Here is a 20784-nt window from a genome sequence, read left to right on the forward strand (position 1 = left end):
GTCTGGGTTGCCATGCCCGGCTGAGGCTTGTGCACGCTTGCGCGCCCGCCGGGGCGTGAGTACCGAATCAGTAACCTTAAGGAGTGGCTGACGTGGCTGCCGTGTGCGACGTCTGTGGCAAGGGGCCGGGCTTCGGCCATTCTGTCTCGCACTCCCACCGGAAGACGAACCGCCGGTGGAACCCGAACATTCAGACCGTGCGCGCGAAGGTTTCCTCTTCGACGCGGCAGCGGCTGAACGTGTGCACCTCGTGCCTGAAGGCGGGCAAGGTGGTGCGCGGCTGATGTCCCGCGCCCGAGCTTGTGGAAAGGCCCCCGGAATTCGTTCCGGGGGCCTTTTCGCGTCACGGGCGGAAGTACGGGGGAACGCTCAGGGGAGCTTCCAGTCGACCGGCTCCGCGCCCTGCTTCACCAGGAGCTCGTTGGCCTTGCTGAACGGCCGGGAGCCGAAGAAACCGCCCGCGGCGGACAGCGGGCTCGGGTGCACCGACTCGACGCACCGGTCCGCGCCCAGCAGCGGCTTGAGCGCGCGGGCCTGGCTGCCCCACAGGATCGCGACCAGCGGGGCGTCCCGCTCGGCCAGCGCCTTGATGGCCTGCTCGGTCACCGGCTCCCAGCCCTTGTTCCGGTGCGAGTTGGACTTGCCCGGCTCCACCGTCAGCGCCCGGTTCAGCAGCAGCACGCCCTGCTCGGTCCACGGCGTCAGGTCGCCGTTGGACGGCTTCGGGTGCCCCAGGTCGGACATGTACTCCGTGTAGATGTTGACCAGGCTCTTCGGGATGGGCCGCGTCTCCGGCGACACCGAGAAGCTCAGCCCGACGGCGTGCCCCGGGGTCGGGTACGGGTCCTGGCCGACGATCAGCACCCGCACCGAGTGGAACGGCTGCTGGAACGCCCGCAGCACGTTCTCCCCGGCCGGCAGGTAGGTGCGCCCGGCGGCGACCTCCGCCCGCAGGAAGTCGCCCATCGCGGCGATCCGATCGGCGACGGGCGCGAGTGCCGCGGCCCAGCCGGATTCCATGATTTCCTCAAGCGGACGTGCCACGGCGGGAACCTACCTCAGTCGAGCCGCCGGAGTTCCTTGCGGTACAGCAAGATGTTGGCCACGTACTTGTCCACGGCGAACTGCCACGCGCCGTCCGGCACGACGTACCCCTCGCGCACGCGGGCGGGCACGCCGAGCGCCATCGACCGCGCCGGCACGTGCCCGTCGAACGACACCACCGCGCCCGCGCCGACGATCGCGCCGGTCTCCACCACGGAACCGTTGAGCACCACGGACCCGGAGGCGATGAGGCACCGGTCGCCGATGGTCGCGCCCTCGATGTGGACGTTGTGCCCGATGACGCACTCCGCGCCGATCAGCGCCGGGTGGAACTCGGTGCAGTGCACCACCGTGCCGTCCTGGACCGACGTGCGCTCGCCGACCTCGATGCGCCCGTAGTCGCCGCGCAGCACGGCCTGCGGCCACACGGACGCGTGCGCGCCGATCCGGACGTCGCCGATCACGGTCGCGTCCGGGTGCACGTAGGCGTCCGGGTGGATCACCGGCTCCGAGTCGCCCAGCGCGTAGATGGCCATCGCGGTGCCTCCCGCGGTCAGAGGTCCTTCGCGTAGCAAAGGCTTTCCGGATGATGCCGGTAGACGCCGAAGTTGTCGATGCGCGCGTAGCCGCTGCTCTCGTACAGCTTGATCGCCTCGGGCTGCCGCAGCCCCGTCTCCAGCACCATCCGCGTGCGGCCGGCGGACCGCGCGGCCTCCTCCAGCGACGTCAGCACGACCCGCGCCAGGCCGCGCCCTCGCATGGCCTCGACCACGTACATGCGCTTGATCTCGGCGTCGCCGGGGAGCAGCGAGTCCTGCGCCTCCTCGTGGGCACGCCAGCCGCCGCAGGCCACCGGACCGCCGTCGACGTACCCGACCACGAAGTGGCCGCGGGGCGCGGCGAACTCCGCCGGGTCGACGGGCGTGACGTCGCCGTCGCCGTAGCGGGCCACGTAGACCTGCTGGAGGTCGGCGATCAGCTTCACCGAGTCTGGATGGTCATACGCGAGCGTGCATAGTTCCACATCGGTGAGGGTACCTACCGCCAGTGCTCCCAGCCAGGGGGTTTCTCGTACGCGCGGCCGTCCACGGTCACACCGCTGCCGTGCCGGACCGTGCCGATCGTGCGCCAGCCCTCGGGCACCGCCGCGGGCTCGGGGAACGTCGCCGCCAGCGCGTGGTCCTCCCCGCCGGTCAGCACCCAGTGCCGGGCGTCCGCGCCGAGCGCCGCCGCCACGTCGACCAAGCGGGGGTGGACCTCGAGCAGTTCCGTGCGGATGTCGATGCCGATGCCGGACTCGTCGGCGATGTGCCCCAGGTCGGCCAGCAGGCCGTCCGACACGTCGATCATCGCCGTCGCGCCCGCCGCCGCGGCCTGGGGGCCCGCCGCGTACGGCGGTTCGGGGTTCCGCTGCGCCCCGACGACCGCGACCGGCGACCGGAAACCGCGCTGGAGCACGGCCAGCCCGCCCGCCGCCCAGCCGAGCCGTCCGCACACCGCGACGACATCACCCACTTGTGCACCTGATCGGGTGATCGGCTCCAGACCGCCCATGTCGCCGAGCGCCGTAACGGAGATCACCAGTGTCGCGGACGACACCATGTCGCCGCCCACCACGCCGGCGCCCGCGACGGTCGCCTCCTGCCACAGGCCGGCGGTGATCCCCTCCACCACGGAGGACGGCGTGTCGGCGGGGCACGCCAGGCCGATCAGCAGGGCCGTCGGCATCGCGCCCATGGCAACGACATCAGCGAGGTTCACGGCCGCCGCCTTGCGGCCGACCTGCTCGGGAGACGACCAGTCGAGTCTGAAGTGGACACCTTCGACGAGCACGTCGGTGGACACCACCACGCGGCCGTCGGGCGCCGCGACGACAGCCGCGTCGTCACCCGGCCCGAGCAGGGTGGTGGGCGGCTGCGTCCGACCTGCCGTCACCCGGCGGATGAGACCGAACTCACCCACTTCAGCGACCGTGTCCGCGTTCCGCGGCGGCTCCGGACGCAAGATTGCCTCCCGTTCTGAGCATTCGGAACCCCAACTGGGGTACGTTGCTGTGCACGTTCCTACCCCGACCTAACCTGTCGCGACGAAGGGGCACGCCGTGGTGCACGCATACATCCTCATCCAGACCGAGGTCGGGAAGGCAGCCGCCGTTGCGGCGGAGATTTCCGGCATCCCCGGCGTGGCCACCGCGGAGGACGTCACCGGACCGTACGACGTGATCGTCCGCGCCGAGGCCGACACCGTGGACCAGCTCGGCCAGCTCGTGGTCGCCCGCATCCAGAACGTCGAGGGCATCACGCGAACGCTGACCTGCCCGGTGGTCCACCTGTAGCGCCGTGCTGTCATAGCCGGGTGGCCCAGGAACCGGAACCCGCCTCGCTGCTCCCCCGCCCGCTGCTCGCCGTCGCCCTCGGGCTGCCGGTGCTGCTCGCGGTCGCGGTCGCGGCCGTGGGCCTCTTCCTCGGCGGCGACGACGGCGGCGACGTCGCCGTCCCGCCCGCCGAGCACACCGGTCCCCTCGCGCTGGTGCCCGTGCCCGCGCCGGAGGCCGAGTCGGCCGAGTGCCGGGCGCTGCTCGCGGCGCTGCCGGCGGAGCTGCTGTCCGGCGGCGTCACGTTGCCGCGCCGGGAACTCGCGTCCCCCGCGCCCGCCGGCGCGCTGGCGTGGGGCGACGCGGCGCACCAGCCCGTCGTGCTGCGGTGCGGCCTGGACCGGCCCGCTGCGCTCACGCCGACCTCCGTCACCCGGGTGATCTCCGACGTGCAGTGGCTCGAGGTGGCCGAGGGCGACTCGGCCACGTGGTACGTGGTTGACCGGCCGGTGTACGTGGCGCTGACCGTGCCGTCCGACGCCGGCACGGGGCCCCTGCAGGACGTCTCGGCCACGGTCCGAGACACCCTCGCGCGGGGCCCCGTGGACACCACCGGCTAGCGCAGGCCCGTGCCGCGGGCGAGGGCCGTCTCGACCAGCGTGGTCAGCAGCGTCGGGTAGTCGACGCCCGTCTCCGCCCACATCCGCGGGTACATCGAGATCGGCGTGAAGCCCGGCATCGTGTTGACCTCGTTGACGACCAGCTCGTCGTAGTCGGTGACGAAGAAGTCGACGCGGGCCAGGCCCTGGCAGTCCAGCGCGCGGAACGCGGTGACCGCCATCTCGCGCAGGTCGCGGGAGACGTGCTCCTCCAGCTTGGCCGGGATGTCGAACTCGCAGACGTCGTCCAGGTACTTGGCGTCGAAGTCGTACCAGTCGACCTCGCCGCCGACGATGCGCAGCTCGGCGGGCAGCGACGCCTCGACCCGGCCGTCCGGGAACTCCAGCACGCCGCACTCGACCTCGCGGCCGGAGACGGCGGCCTCGATGATCACCTTCGGGTCGGTCTTGCGGGCCAGGGCGATCGCGCTGTCGAGGTGCGCCCAGTCCACGACCTTGGAGATGCCCACGGACGACCCGGCGCGCGCCGGCTTCACGAAGACCGGCAGCCCCAACCGTTCCCGATCGGCGTCCGACAACGTGTCCTGGTCGCGCCGCAGCACCGCGAACTCGCCCACCGGCAGGCCCGCGCCGTGGAGCAGCCGCTTGGTGAACTCCTTGTCCATGGCGACGGCGCTCGCCAGCACGCCCGGCCCCACGTACGGGATGTCGGCCAGTTCCAGCAGGCCCTGGACGGTGCCGTCCTCGCCCCACGCGCCGTGCAGGACGGGGAACACCACGTCCACGTCGGCGAGCACGTCGTTCGGCGCGACGGGCACGAGTTCGGCGCCGGACACCGGAACCAGCGCGTCGACGGTGGGCAGCCGGCGGTCGCGCACCTCCAGCGCCCTGGTGTCGTCGGCGCCGATCACCCACGCGCCCGCTTCGGTGATGCCCACCGGCACGACGTCGAACCGGTCCCGGTCCAGGTGCGGCAGGACACTGCCGGCGGACAGGCAGGAGACCATGTGCTCGCTGCTGCGCCCGCCGAACACCACGGCGACCTTGGTCTTGCGCTGTGTCATGGATCGGACCCTACCCGGATGGCGTAACCCCCCACCCGACTCGCCGGGGTGACGGCGGAAGTGAGGGGTCGCGCGGGTTTCGCGGACGGGGCGGCGACGGGCATTCGGCGGCGGGTGGGCGGCGGGTGGTGGTGGGTTCGCGTGGCGGGTTCGCGTGGTCAGGTGGCGGCGGGGGTGAGGATGCGGATCAGGTCGGGCAGGGCGGCGGTCAGCTGGTCGCGCGAGCAGGCGCTGTAGCCGATCGCGGCGCCGTGGACCTTCGGGCGGCCGGCGTGGTGGCGGCCCAGGCCGTCCAGGCGGAGGCCCCGGTCGTGCGCCTCGGCCAGCACCTCGCGTTCCGCCTGCGCCGACGGCAGCGGGACGACGATGTGCGCGCCCGCGTCGTCGCCCAGCACCGGGATGCCGGCCTCGGCGAACGCGGCGGAGAGCAGCGCCCGGCGCTCGGACAGCTCACGGCGGAGCTTGCGGAGGTGCCGGCCCAGGTCGCCGTTGCGGGCCAGTTCGACCACGACGCGCTGCCCCGCCGCGGACGGGCTGGTGCCGGTGCGGTCGCGGTGGGCCAGCACCTCGGCGGCGATCGGCTCGGGCGCGACCATCCAGCCCGCGCCCAGCGTCGGGGTGAGGATCTTGCTCGTGGTGCCCAGGTGCACCACGACGTCCGGCGCCAGCGCGGCCAGCAGCGGCAGCGGCGCGACGTCGTACCGCAGCTCGCCGTCGTAGTCGTCCTCGACCACGAGCCAGCCCTCGGCGCGGGCCCGCTCCACCAGCGCCACCCGCCGCGCGGCGGACATGCGCCCACCCATCGGGTACTGGTGGGCGGGCGAGCAGTACACGCCCCGAACGCCCGGCGGCACGGCCTCGACGAGCAGCCCCTCGGCGTCCACGGGCGCCTGCACGACCCGCACGCCGGCGGACCGCAGCGCCCACACCGCCCGCTGGTAGCCGGGTTCCTCCACGGCGACCGCGTCACCGGGCCGCAGCACCGCCAACCCCAGCTCCACCAACGCCGACGTGGTGCCGCCGGTCGCGAGCACCAGCTCCTCCCGCAGCCCGCCGCGCACGGCCAGCCCGCGGTGCCGCAGCAGGTGCTCGGCGACGACGGACCGGTACTCGGGCAGCCCGCCGCGGGCCGGCCGGAACAGCGGCTGCACGTCCGCCGCCGCGCGCCACGCCCGCCGCCACGCGGCCCGGTCCAGCCCTTCCGCCCACGGCGCGCCCGGCGCGAGGTCGACCACGTCCGCGGGCGCGGCCGGCACCGCGGCACGGCGCGCCTTGGACTTCAGCGCGCCCGGCGGCGTCGTCGTGACGTACGTCCCCGAGCCGTGCCGCCCGGCGATCCAGCCCTCGGCGTGGAGCTGCTCGTATGCTGCTGCCGTCACGGTCCGGCTCACGCCGAGCCGTTCGGCCAGCGCCCGCGTCGAGGGCAGCCGGTCACCGCTGCGCAGCCTCCCGTCGGCCGCCGCCGCGCGCAGGGCGTCCGCGAGCTGCACGGCCAGGGGTTCGGCCGAGGCCCGGTCCAGGACGACCGCCAGCGCCGTCTCCGCCAAAGTGGTCTCCTCAGATCGCCGAGAATTGGCTCTTGAAAGGTGCCACTTTACCGGAGAAGGTCAGCGCATGACGTTGTCACCGACGCCCCGCAGCACCATCAAGCGCGGGCGCAACCGCGCCGTGACCGAACGCGAGGCGCTGCACGCCGTTCTCGACGCCGCCCTCGTCTGCCACCTGGCCGTCGTCGTGGACGACGCGCCGCTGGTGCTGCCCACCGGCTACGGCCGCGACGGCGACACCCTCTACCTGCACGGCTCGACCGGCGCGCGCAGCCTCCGCACGGCCGCCACCGGCGTGCCCGTGTGCGTCGGCGTGACGATCCTCGACGGCGTCGTCTACGCCCGCTCGGTGTTCGACCACTCGATGAACTACCGGGCCGCCGTCGTGCACGGCACCGCCGTCCCGGTCACCGACGACGACGCCAAGATGCACGGCCTGCGCGTCATCACCGAGCACATCGCGCCCGGCTCGTGGGACTACGCCCGCCTGCCGACGCCCAAGGAGATGGCCGCGACCGCCGTGCTGTCGCTCGACCTCACCGAGGCGTCGGTGAAGATCCGCAGCGGCCCGCCCGGCGACGAGGAGGACGACGTCGCCGCCAACGAGCGGTGGGCGGGCGTGCTGCCGGTCCGCACCGTGTGGGGCGAGCCCGAGTCGGACCCGTCGCTGGTCGGCGAGTGGGACGTGCCGCCGCACGTCACCGCGCGGAGGTAACCCCGGACAGCGGGTCGAACCGGACCGGCCGCACCGTGCGCCCGCCGTCGCGGTACACGTGGATCGTGACGGCGGGGTCGGCGCCGTCGTTGCGCACCTGGTGCACGTACGACGGGCCGAAGACGCGCGACTGGCCCGCCACCAGGTGGTGCAGCACCTGCGTCGGGCCGGGCGTGACGACCTCCGTCAGCGAGCCGCTGACCACGGTGAACGCGCCGCTGGTCGCGCCGTGGTCGTGCAGGTCGGCGCGCTGGCCGGGCAGCCAGCTCATCAGCCACACCTCCTGCTCGTCCGTCTTCTCCACCAGCGCGGCGAACCGGGTGTCGGGGTCGTAGCGGAGCAGGTGGGCCCAGCGCTCGCGCCGGGCCGCCACGTCGAGCGCGATCCGCACGGGGTGCAGGGCGGCGTGCGACTGGGGCAGGGCGATGGTGTTCTCCGGAACGGCGAACATGGTTCCTTCTCGGGACTCGGGTGGTTGCGAGCCTCACGGGCTCGCGGGACGCGAGGCGATCACCGAGAGAGACAGAGCGCGCTGGCGACCAGGCTGAGGTCGATGTGACCCCGCCCGTCGATCATGGCGCGGAAGGACATGGTGACGAGGGTGGCAGCACGCCGTCACCCGCGCAACCACGTCCCACGAACTGGACCCGTCAGGGGGAGACGCCGGTCACAGCGACCGGAGCACGTCCTCGACCAGGTCCGCGGTGTCCTCGCAGCCCGCGGACAGCCGCACCAGGCCCTCGGGCACCGGGTCGCCCCACTGCGCGCGCCGGTCCAGGCTGGTGTGCAGGCCGCCGAAGCTGGTGCTCGCGAACACCAGCCGCGACCGGTCGAGGAACGCGGCCACCGCGTCGGCGTCGGCCAGCTCGAACGTCAGCACCCCGCCGAACCGGCGCATCTGCCGCTTCGCCACCTCGTGCGCCGGGTCCTCGGGCGCGCCGGGCCACCGCAGCCCGCGCACCGCCGGGTGCGCCTTCAGCGCGTCGTACAGGGCCGCCGCGTTCGCCGCCTGCCTGGTCAGCCGCAGGTCCAGCGTGCCGAGGCCGCGGTGCGCCAGCCACGCCTCGAACGGGCCGGGGATCGCGCCGCCGGTCGTCCGCGCCGCCCGCACCCGGTCCGCCAGCTCCGGGTCCGAAGTGGACACGTGACCCAGCAGCACGTCGCTGTGACCGGCCACGGCCTTCGTGTCGCTGCTCAGCACCGCGTCCGCGCCCAGCCGCAGCGGCTGCTGGCCGAGCGGCGTCGCGGTCGTGTTGTCCACCGCCACCAGCGCGCCCGCCGCGTGCGCGGCCTCGGCCAGCGCCGCGATGTCGCACACGTCCAGACCGGGGTTCGACGGCGACTCCAGCAGCACCAGCCGCACCCCGTCGAACGACGGGTACGGCCCGGCGGTCGGCGCCTCGACCACGTCCACGTGCAGCTCGGCGACCAGCGTGCGGGTCAGGTAGTAGCCGTCGCTCGGCACCACCACCACGTCACCGGGCCCCAGGACCACGCGCAGGAACGTGGCGATCGCCGCCATGCCGGACGGGAACAGCACGGCCGTGCCGCCGTCCAGCTCGCCGAGCGCGGTCTCCAGCGCCCGCCACGTCGGGTTGTGCGCCCGGCCGTACGTGTCGTCGCCGCCCAGGTGGTACGCCGACGCGAACACCGGTCCCGCCAGGAACGGCTCGCCCGGCGCCGCCGGCGTCGAGTGCACGACCCGCGTGCCGTCACCCCAGGTCATTGACGTTCCGCCTTCCGCTCGCGGCCCAGCAGCGCCGCCGTCAGCACGCGTGGGTCCAACCCTTCGTGGCACACCTGGTGCACGCCGTCGGTGATCGGCATGTCCACGCCCACCCGCGCGGCCAGCTCCCGGATCGACGAGCACGACTTCACGCCCTCCGCGACCTGCCCGTGCGCGGCCTCCTGCGCCTGCGCCAGCGTGTCGCCGCGGCCGAGCCGTTCCCCGAACGACCGGTTGCGCGACAGCGGCGACGCGCACGTCGCCACCAGGTCGCCCAGGCCGGCCAGCCCGGCGAACGTCAACGGGTCCGCGCCCAGCGCCGCGCCCAGCCGCGCCGTCTCGGCCAGGCCGCGGGTGATGATCGAGGCCATCGTGTTGTCGCCGAACCCGAGGCCCGCCGCCATGCCGCACGCCAGCGCGATGACGTTCTTGCACGCCCCGCCCAGCTCGCAGCCCACCACGTCGACGTTGGTGTACGGGCGGAAGTACGAGTTGGAGCACGCGTGCTGCAGGTCGACCGCGCGGTCGTGGTCGGTGCACGCGATGACCGTCGCCGTCGGCTGCTCCGCGGCGATCTCCTTGGCGAGGTTCGGCCCGGACACCACCGCGACCTGGTCCTCCGGCACGCCGGCGACCTCGCGGATCACCTCGCTCATCCGCTTCAACGTGCCCAGCTCCACGCCCTTGGCGAGGCTGACCAGCGTCGCGCCCTCCGGCAGGGACGTCCGCCAGCCGGTCAGGTTCGCCCGCAACGTCTGGCTCGGCACGGCCAGCACCACGGCCTGGGCGCCGTCCAGCGCCTTCGCCGCGTCGGCCGTGGCGGACAGGTTGGCGGGCAGCGTGACGCCCGGCAGGTAGTCGGCGTTCACCCGGCTCGTCGAGATGGCGTCGGCGACCTCCGCGCGCCGCGCCCACAGCACCACGTCCGTGCCGGAGTCGGCCACCACCTTGGCGAAGGCGGTGCCCCACGACCCGGCGCCCAGCACCGCGACCCGGTCCACGTCAGGCCTTCTTGGCGTAGAAGCCGTCGGGCGCCTGCTCGTCGCGGATGTCCGCGAGCAGGCCCTTGACCTCGGTCATCAGCACGTCGGTGACCTCGCGCAGCAAGGCGAGGTTCTGCGGCTGCGCCCGGTAGGCGTCCAGGTCGACCGGCGGGCCGACCTTCGTCACCACGGTCTTGCGCGGGAACGGGCGGAACTTCTTGCGGTAGTGGTCGTAGACGTCGCGGGTGCCCCAGCGCGCGGCCGGCAGCACCGGCACGTCGTGCTCCAGCGCGAGCCGCGCCACGCCGGTGCGGGACGTCATCGGCCAGCCGTCCGGGTCGCGGGTGATCGTGCCCTCGGGGTAGATGATCACGACGAGGCCCTGCTCCAGGGCCTCGTGGGCGGCGCGCAGGCTCTGCTGGGCGTCGGCCGTGCCGCGGTAGACCGGGATCTGGCGGGCGCCCTTCACCACGGCGCCGAGCACCGGGACGTTCCACAGGCTGTGCTTGGCGAGGAAGTGCGGCACGCGGCCCTGCTTGTGCGTGAGGACGGCGTCGTACACCGGGTCCAGGTGGGACACGTGGTTCATCACGATGAGCGCCCCGCCTGTGCGCGGGATGTTGTCCCCGCCCTCGCTGCGCCGCCGCGCCATCATCGCGGTGGCGGGGTAGAAGACCGCCGCGGCGAGCCCGACCCAGAAGCCGCCCTTCTCCTTGGCCACGTGCACTCCCTCTTCGTCGTGGACCTGGAGTCTTCCCCACGTCGCCGGAGGCGACAATCAGTCCCGAGCCCCCGGCCAGGTCCGGCCGGCATCGGGGAGTATGGCGGGGTGGGAGCCGACGTGGACCTGGTGGTGCCGGTCAAGACGCTGGACCGGGCCAAATCGCGGCTGGTGGGTGCCGGGTTCGACCGGCCCGCGCTGGCGCTGGCGTTCGCCGTGGACACGATCGCGGCGGCGTTGCCCGCGGTGCGGCGTGTGTTGGCGGTCACGTCCGACCCGGCGGTGGCGCTGGAGCTGCGGGCGCTGGGCGTGGAGTCGACGGCCGGACCGGAGGGGTTGAACGAGGCGCTGCGGTTCGGGTTCGAGGTGCTGCGGGCGCGGGACGCCGGGTCGGTGGTGGGCGCGTTGCAGGCGGACCTGCCGGCGTTGCGGACGGTGGAGCTGGCGGCGGCGCTGGCGGCGGCCCGCGGCCGTTCGTTCTGCCCCGACCGCCAGGGCACCGGCACGACCCTGCTCCTGTCCGCGCCGGGCGGCCCCCTCGACCCGTCGTTCGGCGTCGGGTCGGCCGGGGCGCACGCGGCGTCCGGTGCGGCGGCGCTCGTCGGGCCGTGGCCTTCGCTGCGGCACGACGTGGACACGGCCGAAGACCTGGGGCTGGCGGCGGTGCTCGGCCTGGGGCCGCGCACGGCGGCGGCGTTCAGCCCGGTGGCCGGCTGACCGTTCCGCGGTCTCGCTCACGGGCACCGGTCGGCGGCTGATCCGGTCCGCGGCTGATCCGGCACGCGGCCGATCCGGCGCGCCCCCAACGCCGCCAGCTAGCTTTTGCGGGTCTTTACGTTGGTGACGGTGGGATGGGACTAACGGCGGACGGGTCTTCCGGCGGCAGGATGAGAAGTGCGACCAACTCGTCCGCCGAGCAGAAAGACCCGTCCGTGCTCCACCGTAACGCCCCGCTGTCCGTCGAAGGCCGCCACCGCCTGGTCCAACGCTGCAAGACCCGCCCGATCGCCCACGTCGCGGCCGAGATGGGCATCTCGCGCCAATGCGCCTCGAAGTGGGTCAACCGCCACCGCCGCTATGGCGAGGCAGAGCTGCCGGACCGTCCCAGCGTCCCGCACCATCAACCCACGGCAACCTCCGCCGAGGTCGTGGCCCGCATCGAGCGACTGCACCGGGACCACAAGTGCTCGGCCCGCCGCATCGCCCTGGAACTGGAAGCCGACGGCGTCCGCATCTCCGTGCGCACCGTCGGGCGGCACCTGGCCCACCTCGGCCTGAACCGTCGCCGATTCCTTGCTCCGACCGGCGCGAAGAACCGGCGTCCCCGCCGGATCACCGCTCGGTGGCCGGGCCACATGGTGCACCTGGACGTCAAGAAGGTCGGCGTGATCCCGACGGGGGCGGCTGGCGGGTCCACGGCCGCGGCAGCGAGCAGGCCCGACAGGTCGAACGCGCCAAGAACAAGGGCTCCCGCGCCGCTACACCTACCTGCAGTCCGCGGTCGACGGGTTCTCCCGTCTGGCCTACACCGAGGCCCTACCCGACGAGAAGGCGGTCACCGCGATCACATTCCTGCACCGGGCCAGGGCGTTCCTCGCCGCCCACGGCATCGGCCACATCCACCGCGTCGTCACCGACAACGGCTCCTGTTACCGCGCCCACGACTTCGCCAAGGCCCTGCTCAGAGCCCGTCACCAGCGCATCACGCCCTACACCCCGCGACACAACGGCAAGGCCGAACGCTACAACCGCATCCTCACCGAGGAGTTCCTCCACGCCCAGACCTGGAGCAGCGAACAACAACGCACCGACGCCTTGGCCGTCTGGAACGTGCACTACAACTACCATCGGCCGGCCCCACACTGCCGCCGGAAACCAACCGCCAGCCACCCGGCTCCACACCGGCGTCACCAACGTCCTGGCCTCATACACCTAGTAGTCGAGTCAAGGTCCCACCCCGTTGTCGCCTACGCGGGTCGCCAATCAATCTCACGGCGTACCGCTTCCCCGACAAACTCTACCAAGCGTTGTACCCGTTCCCGAACTCACGCAGCTTCGCATTGCCGCGGCGCTCTAGATCCTCGCCGGTGAGCACCCTGCAGATCGGTCGGAAGCGTTGAAAGGTGAGCCGACAATTCAGTCAGCTCTTTGACGGCGGCACGTACGTGGGGTCGAGTACCCTGACACTCAGCCGGCTTACCTCAACACCAGCACCGAGCATCTCCTCGCTGAGCCCTTCGGGGAGTTGCGTGTACTTTCCTTCGCGCCCTGCATGTGATCGAAGTGCATCGCTTTGCCTGTCAGGCGCGCCATCGTCTGCAATGCGTCCTGCAGCGACAAGAGCGTCTCCCGCTGGAACGCGTGACTCTCGTTTTCCAGCTGGACAGCGCGTTCGAAGCGCCGTGACTCGCTCTCACGGAGATGAGCTCTCGTCGCGTCGTCGCTCGTTCAGACCAGCGAAGAAATACCCGCCCAGCGACGCGAGAAGCGTCGCCACGGCGATAAGGATCTGGGTTAGCGGTGTCAAATCCATCGTGCCGTCCGTCCTTGCCTCGCCTCAGCTCATCGACCGCGTCGCGTAGTAGCCCCGCGCATCGACCTCCTTGTCGAGCTGGTCGACGTAGGACGCTTTGAGGTCCCTGCGCGGCCGCAATGGGAGTGCCCGCAGAGCCTGCTCCAGCTGCAGGTGCGACTGGCCGGGGTGCTGCCGGTTGACCACGAACTGACGCAACTGCGCGGTGTCCACGGGCAGCTGATTGAGCGCGGCGCTAAGGCCGTCGAGCGCGCTGAGGTACAGCGCCGGCTGAAGCGCCGCCTTGTCATGTCGGCCTCATCGAGCCACTAGATGATGTCCTGCCGGCTCTGCTCAGAAGCGGCGTCGTCGTAGCGCGCGGCCACCAGGGGCGTCCTTCTTGAGCTGAAGGTTCTTCCAGACCGGGTGCTTCCTGTACCGCTCATAGCCTGTCGCCACATCACCTCATTTCGACCGGTCTAGATTTCCTCTGGAATGATCGTGTACTTCGTGCCGTGCTCCTCGTAGAGGCGCTTGATAGAGTCGCTGTCCGCCGGCGACTCGTAGACCGCGCGACGGATCTTCGAGCTCTTCAGGTCGAGACCTTGCAGGATGCCGTCCTTCTCGATCCCGACCGCGATGATCCGGTCGAACTCCTCCCCGTACTCGTCCGCGTACTCCGCCAGCGCCTTCAGCTTCGGTGCTGAATCGCCCAGGTGCGCACCGTGCGGGTCGATGATCGACGGGCGCAGCTCGCCGTCCACGAGGTGCACGAAGACGAAGTCCGGCTGCACCGACTTCCAGGACTCGCCCGACTTGTGCGCAATCCGCAGCGAGTGCTTCCCCGCCGTCGAGGGGTTCCGGTACCAGCCCTCGAGCGTGCCGAGGCTCTGCTCGTACTTGATCGTTGCCCGCTCCCAGCGGTTCTTCGCCATCTTCTGCTCGAGTGGGTAGTCTCCCTCGGCCGTCGAGAGCAGATGCTTCTTCTCGGCGGGAAGCGGATTCATGTCCGTGTCCACGGAGTCGACCCGCTCATCAGTCTTGATCTCGACGACGTCACGCTCCGGCTCTCGAGCCATTTCCAGGATCGCTTCGTAGGTCGGTTTCCGCGAGTCGGGCAGGCTTGCGATGCCGTTCTCCTTGGTCGTCAGCCACAGGCGGGTCAGCGAGTCGGCCGCGTCCTCCACACGCTTCTGCACGTTGGCGTCGATGAATGCCAGGGCGGCGACGCGCGCTCGGATCGCTGTGATGTCGACGGCGGTCGGATCGCCCTCCTCGTACGCGTCGTTGATCGCTACCTGAATGTTGCGGCCCAGGTAGCGGTTAACGACCGAGGAAGTGAGTATGCGTTTGAGGTGCCGCAGCGCGTCGTCGACGGTGGCCGCGTCGGCATCGCGGGTGTCGGTCGAGTCCGACGCCTCGCCCTTGCCCCGCTCGACCAGGATCCGGCGGATGTCCGCCGTCATGATTAGCTTGGTTTGTGCCTCGACGTCGTCGAGGTTGGCCGAGATGATGCTGTCGAGGACGTCGAACATCGCCTCGTGCGCCAGATGGTCGGCGTTGGCGACCAGCTCGTCCTGGGCGAGCGCCTGTGCAGCCTTGAGGATTCGCTTGATCGGACGCGGCGCAGCGGCCGGCTTCCGGAACGACGGGAGGTCCCGGATGAGCCGGAACACTTCGTCGGGCACGTCATGGTTGCGCTGCAGCGTGACCGGCTTGAGCATGACCTTGCTGACCGCCGCGCCGCGCTCGCCCGAGCGCGGCTCGCGCATGCCCATGATCTCCTCAGCGACGATCTTCGCCGTCTGCTTGTCGAAGTAGGGCAGGTAGCAGGAAGCGGCGTTGAGGCGCTCGACGCTGGTCTCCTGAGCCAGCGGAGTGCGGACCATGCGCCCGAGAAGCTGGGTAACGTAGGTGTCGTCGTTAGCTGGGCGCAGCGAGACGAGGACCTCCGCCCGGGGGCAGTCCCAGCCGGTCGAGACCGCGTCCTTGGCCAGCAGGACCCGGATGCGATGGTCGTGCTGCACGTCCTGGGGGGCGACTTTCGGGATCTCGTACGCGCCGACCTCGATGGTCGCTCTGTCGCCGAGGACATGGGCCACGCAATCCGCGGGCATGTCCGGCCAATGTTTGCGGATCGTCTCCAGGACGAGGTGGATGATCTCGTCCTCCTCCTTGAGCCCCTTCTCGGTGTCGCGCTCTCCCGCGCTCTTGTTCGGGATCTGCGCGACCAGCAGCGGCACGACGCGGTCGATGCCCTGCTCGTCGCAGTAGGCATCCCACGCCTCGCAGATCTCGACGAAGTCGAGCGTGGCGTCACGGACCATGGTGGTCGAGAAGTCGCCGTCCTCATCCGGGATGTCGAGAGTCAGCGCGTTCTTCAGCAGGCCGGAGTCCTGCACGTCCTTGGGGTCGATGACGACGTTCTTCTCCTTCGTGAACGCGTCGGCCTTCGTCATCGCCTCGTCGAACCGCTTCACAGTCGCCGAGATGCCCCAGACGATCGGCACGGCCGGGTTGACGCCGTTTCCGTTGATGATCTTCTGCACGATCGTCTGCTCGGTGCTCGTCGGGGACTTCATGCCCTCGTGCGCCTCGTCGAGGACCATGTACAACGTCTTGTCCGGGTCCTTGATCGTGTTGGCGAGAATTTCCCAGAACGTGAAGTGCCGGGTGTCAGTGTGCTTGACGAAGTCCGCCCGGTCGCGGAGCTTATCCGGATTGATGAAGTAGACGGTTCCGGTTTGCAGCGACTCCTCGGAGTACGTCTTGTCGAGGAGCACCAGGTCGCCGGCCGGGATCCGGTCGGCGCACTCGATGAAGCGGCTCTTCGTCTGGGCGTTCAGCGCCGGATCCTTCGATACCCAGAGCACGACAGCAGACGGATCGGGCTCGACGTTGAACTCGTCGCTGCCGTGCAGGAGCGCCTCGATTACCGTCGCAGCGATCACTGTCTTGCCGGAGCCCGTGGTGGACGAGAGAGCGAAAGCCGTGCGCCGCTGCCGGCCGTGCCAATCCTCACGCGCATAGCCCAGCGTGGTGAGGATCGTGCCGACGGCGGTCGTCTGGTAGTCCTTCAGCGTGAAGCGCATCGCTCAGGCCCTCCCGGTGTTGATCTGGAACGTGCGCAGGTAGGACTCGTAGAGCCGCACCGATTCGACGGCGTCGGGCAACTGCCCCGCAATGGCCTGGTACTGCGTCTCGTCGTCGGTGACGATGTAGGCGATCCGCAGACCCTCTACTTTGTCGACGGCCGCGAGGAACTCCCTGGACGCGTCTACGTTGAACAGCGCGGCATAGGTGTCGGCAACGTCGAAGGTGTTGCTGCGCTCGTCGATACGACGGCCCTCGGAGCCAGCCCGCATCCACAGCAGCGGGGCGATCCGCTCGAACGCCATGTCGGCCTCGACCAGGGCTGGGTTCTCGTAGGTCAGAGTGAAGAACTCGACGTTCTCCTCCAGTCCGTCAGAGATCGGGAACTCGTCCACGAACTTGTACTCGCCGTTGATCGGGTCGCCGGCCGGAGTCCGCCCCGTGATGGCGGCCTCGATACGCGGCTTGGTGATGTGGTCGCAGATTCCCAGCGCCTCCCAGTCCGGGTGGCCCGGCCGGAGCTTCTTCTTCACGAGCCCCTTCTGCTCGTCGGCGGAGACCTCGTTGTTGGTGACCGAGATCGAGTGACGTCTCCCTCCGTCCTGCCTGTTCAGGCGCATGACGGCGTGCGCGGTGGTCCCGCTGCCGGCGAAGAAGTCGAGGATCAGCGCGTCGGGCTTGTGCGACACGAAGAACCGGAGCGCATCCTCTACGGCGTAGAGCGACTTCGGGAACGGGAACTTCCGACCGGGGAGCAGCTTGCTGATGAGCCGGCTGCCGCTGTTTCCGGCATCGTGGCTGGTGATGCGCCAGACGTCGGTGGGCAGGAACCGGGTTTCGTAGGACGAGGCGTCTGTGATCACCGACCCGTCCGCCCGATGACCCGTCACCTGGAAGTCGCCCCTGGTGACCTTCGCGCTCTCGCCCTGCTTCAGGTAGTAGACCGTCGTGCTTCCTTCTCGCCACCCGCCGAGGCGAGCGTGCCCCTTCGCGACGAGCCCCTTCAGCATCGTGGCGCTGATGCGCCACCGCCCTTCAGACCCGTCCTTGCGGATGGGCCACACCGCCGTTGCGCCCGCGGGCGCATCGACCTCCGTGCGGTCCTGCCCGTAGTAGGGCTCGCCGATGTCGACGAAGACGGGCCCCTCTGGGGTGTCCCGGACGAAGACGGGGTAGAACTGGTTGACGCTGTCCGCGCGCGCCGAGTCCGCCCCGCTCCGGATCAGACGGCTCCAGTAGAGGTCCTTCTTGTTGTCGGTCTTCACAGCATTCCACTCGGCATCGAGGACCTGCGGCTCCGGCCGAGAGACGCCGAGCTGGACGAAGAAGAGGTACTCGGCCGCGCGCGCGAATGTGCCCTTCCTCGTCGCACCGGCGGAGTTGATCGAGCTGCTGACCATCGTGATCCGTGCTTCCGGGAAGCACTGCTCCAAGAGCAGCCCGAGACGCAGGTACTCCTTCTCGTCGATGGTCACGATCAACACGGAGTCACGAGGGTCCAGCAGTCGACGCGCGACCTTCAGCCGCCGCTCCATGAACGCGAGCCACTTGCTGTGCCGGTAGGAGTCCTCGCCGTCGACGTAGTCGTTGTTGTACTTCCAGTCCCTCGCGCCCGAGTTGTATGGCGGATCGATGTAGATGCAGTCGACCTTGCCCTGATAGGTGAAGAGCATCGCCTCGAGCGCGTGATAGTTCTCGGCGTTGATGACCGCGTGGAACGGCTTGTCGCCGCCGCGCTCGACCTTCCCGGTCGAGACGAGGCCCGGATAGATCGGATCGCGGAAGTCCGCGACGAAGACCAGGTCTTCGAGGGCTCGTGTGGTCTCCTCCTTGGTTCTCGGGTCGAGCAGGCTGGCCACGCGCTTGCTCTTGGCCCCCGAGATGGCGGTGACAATCCAGTTCGCCTTCGACTCGACCTCGGTCTCGCCGCACGGCGGCAGGAAGCGCACCTTGTCGCCCACGGAGATCGGTCGCCCCGTGAGCGCGACGGACTCCGGGGTGTGTCGCTCGAAGTTCAGCCCGAACTGCCGCCTGCTCTGCAGTGCGTCGAAGTGCCGGCGCAGCTCCTTGGCCGTGTCCGGGTCGCTCTCCTCGACGCGCGCGAGGAGCGCTCGCAACTCGTTGCTCACAGGTTGATGCTCCAGTCCTTCGTAACTACTTCACATCCTGCCGGATGCCGCCGACAACGCTGGGACACCACCCGCTACCGCGTCGCGTAGAACGCCACCGCGGAGCTCGCCGCGACGTTAAGCGAGTCGATCCCGCCCGCCATCGGGATCGTGACGCGTCGATCGAGTACCTTCTCCGTCTGCGGCTCGAGCCCGTGTCCCTCAGTCCCGAACACCAACGCAAGGTTGTCATGATCCTCGGCGACCAACTCATCGAGAGTGATCGCGCCGTCTCCCAGCGTCATGCCTGAGACGACGTAGCCAGCCGCCTTGAGTTGGTCGATCCCGCTGGGCCACGGGTCGATCCGCGTCCACGGGACCTGGAACACCGTGCCCATCGAGACGCGAATGCTGCGTCGGTACAGCGGGTCGGCGCAGCGAGGCGTCACCAGGACCGCGTCGACCCCCATGGCCGCGGCCAAGCGGAACACGCGCTGTCGTTCGTATGGTCGACCAAGGAGTCGAGGATTGCGATGCGTGAGCGTCGCTTCGATGGCGCAGCGGAGCCCGCCGCGCTGCACGTTTTGGAACACCCCACGTTGGTGTGCGTGGCCTGCGCCTCGTACGCCGCCGTGGTGAGCTTGACCACCTCGACGCCGCGCGCCAGGTCCGCCACGAACACCCGCCCCCGGTGCCAGTACGGCGCGAACGACACCGCGCCCTCCGGCCGCCAGTACGCCACCTGGATCGGGTGCGCCGGATCGGTGATGTCCAGGAACCGCGTCCCCTGCTCGTACCAGGAGTACGCCACGATCCGCTGGTGCACGTCGAAGTAGTGCGCCGAGCAGAACGTGTCCGGCCCCGGCAGCGTGCCCTCCTGGTCGTCCGGCGACCACACCCCCACCGTCTTCAGGTGGAACGGCCGCTCCGGCGTCGCCCGCCACGACTCGCCGTCCGTCGAACCCTCCAGCGACGAGATGACGAACCGGCCCTGGTCCTCGCACGTCGCCGACCCGAACGCCTCCTCGGTGTGCAGCAGCAGGCTGCCCGCCGGGTGCTCCCGCGACGGCTTGGGCCCGTCCTTCAGCGTCCGCCCGACCGGCCGGAACGAGTTGTGCGAGAACGACGTCGGCATGTCGAGCTTCGGCGCCGCACCGCCCGCGTACGGGATCGGGTCGTACGCCGTCGCCTCCCGCACCTGCCCGCTCAACGGGTCCCGGTGCCAACCGCGCGTGTGGTAGCCCCGCGTGCCGCCCGTGCCCGCCACCCACGCGATGCCCGCCGCGTCCACCTGGACGTCGTGCGTCATGTGCGTCTCGCCCTGGTTGCGGTTCAGGTCGACGTACGTGGCCAGGGTGACCGGCTCGCGCGGGTCGCGGATGTCGGTGACGAACACCTTGCCGGACCGCCGGTAGGTGTCGGGGTCGGTGGACGGCGTGCCGTCGTAGCCGGTCGTCCACAGGTACGAGCAGTCGTTGACGCACGTCGTGATGTGGCCGGTGCCCATCGGCTGGAAGCTCAGCAGCTCCAGCCGCTCCGGGTCGGCCGCGGACACGAAGTAGACGCCCGTCGGCCGCTCGTTGCCCGGCTGCCGGCCGAACGCGCTGCGCTCGCGGGCCAGGAACACGAGCTTGCGGTTCGGGTCGACGGTGACGTCCTCGTTCTCCCAGAACCGCTGCTCGGGGTCGTCGCCGGGCAGTGCCAGCTCCGGCTTGGTCAGGTGGTCGAGCAGCCGGGGCCGGTCGGCGTCCGTCACGTCGTAGGTCTTCAGCCCGAACGTGCCGCTGAGGAACATGACGTCGCGGTGCCGGTACTGCAGGAAGTTGATGGAGACGGCGCCTTCGGTCTCGGGGATCGCCGCGCGCAGCTCGACGTTCCTGGCCGCCGCGGCCAGGCCCCCCGCCTGCCGTCCCGGTTCCGGGACCGACGCGGACGCCGTGCCGGGACCGACGAGCCCTCCGGCGACGGCGAGCAGCGACGCGGTCACCACCCCTGCCAGAACCCTCATGCCCACTCCCTCCGGTGACGGGGTCACTCCGGAGCGTGGCAGGGACGCCGGCGTGGTCACCACCCTCCGATCGGTTAGCTTGGGGACGTGACGAAGCGCATGGCCGAGCAGGCGACGGTGAGCGCGCACCACCCGGACGGCTCAGCGACCGTGCTGCGGGACGACGGCGTGCTGGTGGACGTGTCGGCCGACGCGGTGGCGCGCGGGGGCTGGCGGTCGCTGCGGGCCGGCCAGCGGGTCACACTGGTGCGCGACGAGGCCGGTGACGTGCGGGGCGTCCTGCGGCCGGTGTGACCCGGCCGGTGTGACGCGGAGTTCACCTCGTAGTC

At 70.7% G+C, this 20784-nt stretch carries 21 protein-coding genes and 1 pseudogene; 7 read left to right on the forward strand and 15 right to left on the reverse strand.

Annotated features, from left to right (window positions below):
• Nucleotides 1-92 precede the first annotated feature (92 nt).
• Entirely contained in the window at nt 93-284 is a 192-nt protein-coding gene (gene rpmB / locus ACRAKH_RS28185) for a 50S ribosomal protein L28 (RefSeq protein ID WP_033437952.1), read from the forward strand.
• A gap of 85 nt (nt 285-369) precedes the next feature.
• Here rpmB and ACRAKH_RS28190 read toward each other — a convergent pair whose 3' ends face one another.
• Genes ACRAKH_RS28190 through ACRAKH_RS28205 form a run of 4 tightly spaced genes read right to left on the reverse strand, consistent with a single transcriptional unit; the run spans nt 370 to nt 3048 of the window.
• The gene (locus ACRAKH_RS28190) at nt 370-1044 is read right to left on the reverse strand and encodes a uracil-DNA glycosylase (protein ID WP_380730136.1); all 675 of its coding nucleotides are present in this window, start codon (nt 1042-1044) and stop codon (nt 370-372) included.
• A gap of 14 nt (nt 1045-1058) precedes the next feature.
• Nucleotides 1059-1580: a gamma carbonic anhydrase family protein gene (locus tag ACRAKH_RS28195; RefSeq protein ID WP_380730138.1), complete on the reverse strand. Its 522-nt coding sequence runs from the start codon at nt 1578-1580 to the stop codon at nt 1059-1061.
• A 17-nt stretch (nt 1581-1597) separates the two neighbouring features.
• On the reverse strand, nt 1598-2029 hold the full coding sequence (locus ACRAKH_RS28200; protein WP_380730140.1) for a GNAT family N-acetyltransferase: 432 nt from the start codon (nt 2027-2029) through the stop codon (nt 1598-1600).
• Between the two features lie 53 nt (nt 2030-2082).
• Nucleotides 2083-3048: a thiamine-phosphate kinase gene (locus ACRAKH_RS28205; protein ID WP_380730142.1), complete on the reverse strand. Its 966-nt coding sequence runs from the start codon at nt 3046-3048 to the stop codon at nt 2083-2085.
• Nucleotides 3049-3145: 97 nt separating this feature from the next.
• On the opposite strand from ACRAKH_RS28205, the gene ACRAKH_RS28210 reads away from it, so the two are divergent.
• Together ACRAKH_RS28210 and ACRAKH_RS28215 are read left to right on the forward strand one after the other, a co-directional pair.
• Nucleotides 3146-3379: an Lrp/AsnC family transcriptional regulator gene (locus ACRAKH_RS28210; protein ID WP_015104517.1), complete on the forward strand. Its 234-nt coding sequence runs from the start codon at nt 3146-3148 to the stop codon at nt 3377-3379.
• Between the two features lie 20 nt (nt 3380-3399).
• The gene (locus ACRAKH_RS28215; RefSeq protein WP_447009400.1) at nt 3400-3978 is read left to right on the forward strand and encodes a DUF3515 domain-containing protein; all 579 of its coding nucleotides are present in this window, start codon (nt 3400-3402) and stop codon (nt 3976-3978) included.
• Here the strand turns inward: ACRAKH_RS28215 and ACRAKH_RS28220 are convergent.
• Both ACRAKH_RS28220 and pdxR read right to left on the reverse strand, forming a co-directional pair.
• A complete protein-coding gene (locus ACRAKH_RS28220; protein ID WP_380730487.1) occupies nt 3975-5042 on the reverse strand; it encodes a D-alanine--D-alanine ligase family protein in 1068 nt (355 codons plus the stop codon). The genes ACRAKH_RS28215 and ACRAKH_RS28220 overlap by 4 nt on opposite strands.
• Before the next feature lie 158 nt (nt 5043-5200).
• Nucleotides 5201-6589, reverse strand: a complete 1389-nt coding sequence (gene pdxR, locus ACRAKH_RS28225; RefSeq protein ID WP_447009401.1) for a MocR-like pyridoxine biosynthesis transcription factor PdxR — start codon at nt 6587-6589, stop codon at nt 5201-5203.
• Between the two features lie 67 nt (nt 6590-6656).
• Between pdxR and ACRAKH_RS28230 the strand changes: the two genes are divergently transcribed.
• Nucleotides 6657-7304, forward strand: a complete 648-nt coding sequence (locus ACRAKH_RS28230; protein WP_380727211.1) for a pyridoxamine 5'-phosphate oxidase family protein — start codon at nt 6657-6659, stop codon at nt 7302-7304.
• Here the strand turns inward: ACRAKH_RS28230 and ACRAKH_RS28235 are convergent.
• The 4 genes from ACRAKH_RS28235 to ACRAKH_RS28250 all read right to left on the reverse strand — a co-directional run bounded on the left by ACRAKH_RS28235 (nt 7288) and on the right by ACRAKH_RS28250 (nt 10734).
• On the reverse strand, nt 7288-7755 hold the full coding sequence (locus ACRAKH_RS28235; protein ID WP_380727209.1) for a cysteine dioxygenase: 468 nt from the start codon (nt 7753-7755) through the stop codon (nt 7288-7290). The two genes, ACRAKH_RS28230 and ACRAKH_RS28235, sit on opposite strands and share 17 nt — an antisense overlap.
• Nucleotides 7756-7971: 216 nt before the next feature.
• Nucleotides 7972-9030: a cystathionine gamma-lyase gene (locus ACRAKH_RS28240; RefSeq protein ID WP_447009402.1), complete on the reverse strand. Its 1059-nt coding sequence runs from the start codon at nt 9028-9030 to the stop codon at nt 7972-7974.
• Entirely contained in the window at nt 9027-10031 is a 1005-nt protein-coding gene (locus ACRAKH_RS28245; RefSeq protein ID WP_380727205.1) for an NAD(P)H-dependent glycerol-3-phosphate dehydrogenase, read from the reverse strand. The genes ACRAKH_RS28240 and ACRAKH_RS28245 overlap by 4 nt, the downstream gene beginning before the upstream one ends.
• A 1-nt stretch (nt 10032) precedes the next feature.
• The gene (locus ACRAKH_RS28250; protein ID WP_380727203.1) at nt 10033-10734 is read right to left on the reverse strand and encodes a lysophospholipid acyltransferase family protein; all 702 of its coding nucleotides are present in this window, start codon (nt 10732-10734) and stop codon (nt 10033-10035) included.
• A 108-nt stretch (nt 10735-10842) separates the two neighbouring features.
• On the opposite strand from ACRAKH_RS28250, the gene cofC reads away from it, so the two are divergent.
• Nucleotides 10843-11451, forward strand: coding sequence for a 2-phospho-L-lactate guanylyltransferase (gene cofC / locus ACRAKH_RS28255; protein WP_380727201.1), 609 nt, complete (start codon nt 10843-10845; stop codon nt 11449-11451).
• A 215-nt stretch (nt 11452-11666) separates the two neighbouring features.
• Nucleotides 11667-12670: pseudogene (locus ACRAKH_RS28260) on the forward strand (IS481 family transposase).
• Between the two features lie 621 nt (nt 12671-13291).
• Here ACRAKH_RS28260 and ACRAKH_RS28265 read toward each other — a convergent pair.
• The 5 genes from ACRAKH_RS28265 to ACRAKH_RS28285 all read right to left on the reverse strand — a co-directional run bounded on the left by ACRAKH_RS28265 (nt 13292) and on the right by ACRAKH_RS28285 (nt 20455).
• Nucleotides 13292-13480 carry a hypothetical protein gene (locus tag ACRAKH_RS28265; RefSeq protein ID WP_380727199.1) on the reverse strand — a complete coding sequence of 63 codons (189 nt, stop codon included), beginning with the start codon at nt 13478-13480 and terminating at the stop codon, nt 13292-13294.
• Between the two features lie 245 nt (nt 13481-13725).
• Nucleotides 13726-16338 (reverse strand): DEAD/DEAH box helicase, encoded by a 2613-nt coding sequence (locus ACRAKH_RS28270; RefSeq protein WP_380727197.1) that lies wholly within the window; start codon nt 16336-16338, stop codon nt 13726-13728.
• 3 nt (nt 16339-16341) lie between these two features.
• On the reverse strand, nt 16342-18468 hold the full coding sequence (locus ACRAKH_RS28275) for a site-specific DNA-methyltransferase (protein WP_380727196.1): 2127 nt from the start codon (nt 18466-18468) through the stop codon (nt 16342-16344).
• A gap of 74 nt (nt 18469-18542) precedes the next feature.
• Entirely contained in the window at nt 18543-18938 is a 396-nt protein-coding gene (locus tag ACRAKH_RS28280; RefSeq protein WP_380727194.1) for a TrmH family RNA methyltransferase, read from the reverse strand.
• The gene (locus ACRAKH_RS28285) at nt 18893-20455 is read right to left on the reverse strand and encodes a hypothetical protein (protein ID WP_380727192.1); all 1563 of its coding nucleotides are present in this window, start codon (nt 20453-20455) and stop codon (nt 18893-18895) included. Before ACRAKH_RS28285 ends, ACRAKH_RS28280 begins: the two co-directional genes overlap by 46 nt.
• A gap of 87 nt (nt 20456-20542) precedes the next feature.
• On the opposite strand from ACRAKH_RS28285, the gene ACRAKH_RS28290 reads away from it, so the two are divergent.
• Nucleotides 20543-20749, forward strand: coding sequence for a hypothetical protein (locus tag ACRAKH_RS28290; protein ID WP_380727190.1), 207 nt, complete (start codon nt 20543-20545; stop codon nt 20747-20749).
• Nucleotides 20750-20784: the final 35 nt, after the last annotated feature.

The organism is Saccharothrix hoggarensis, assembly GCF_052936025.1.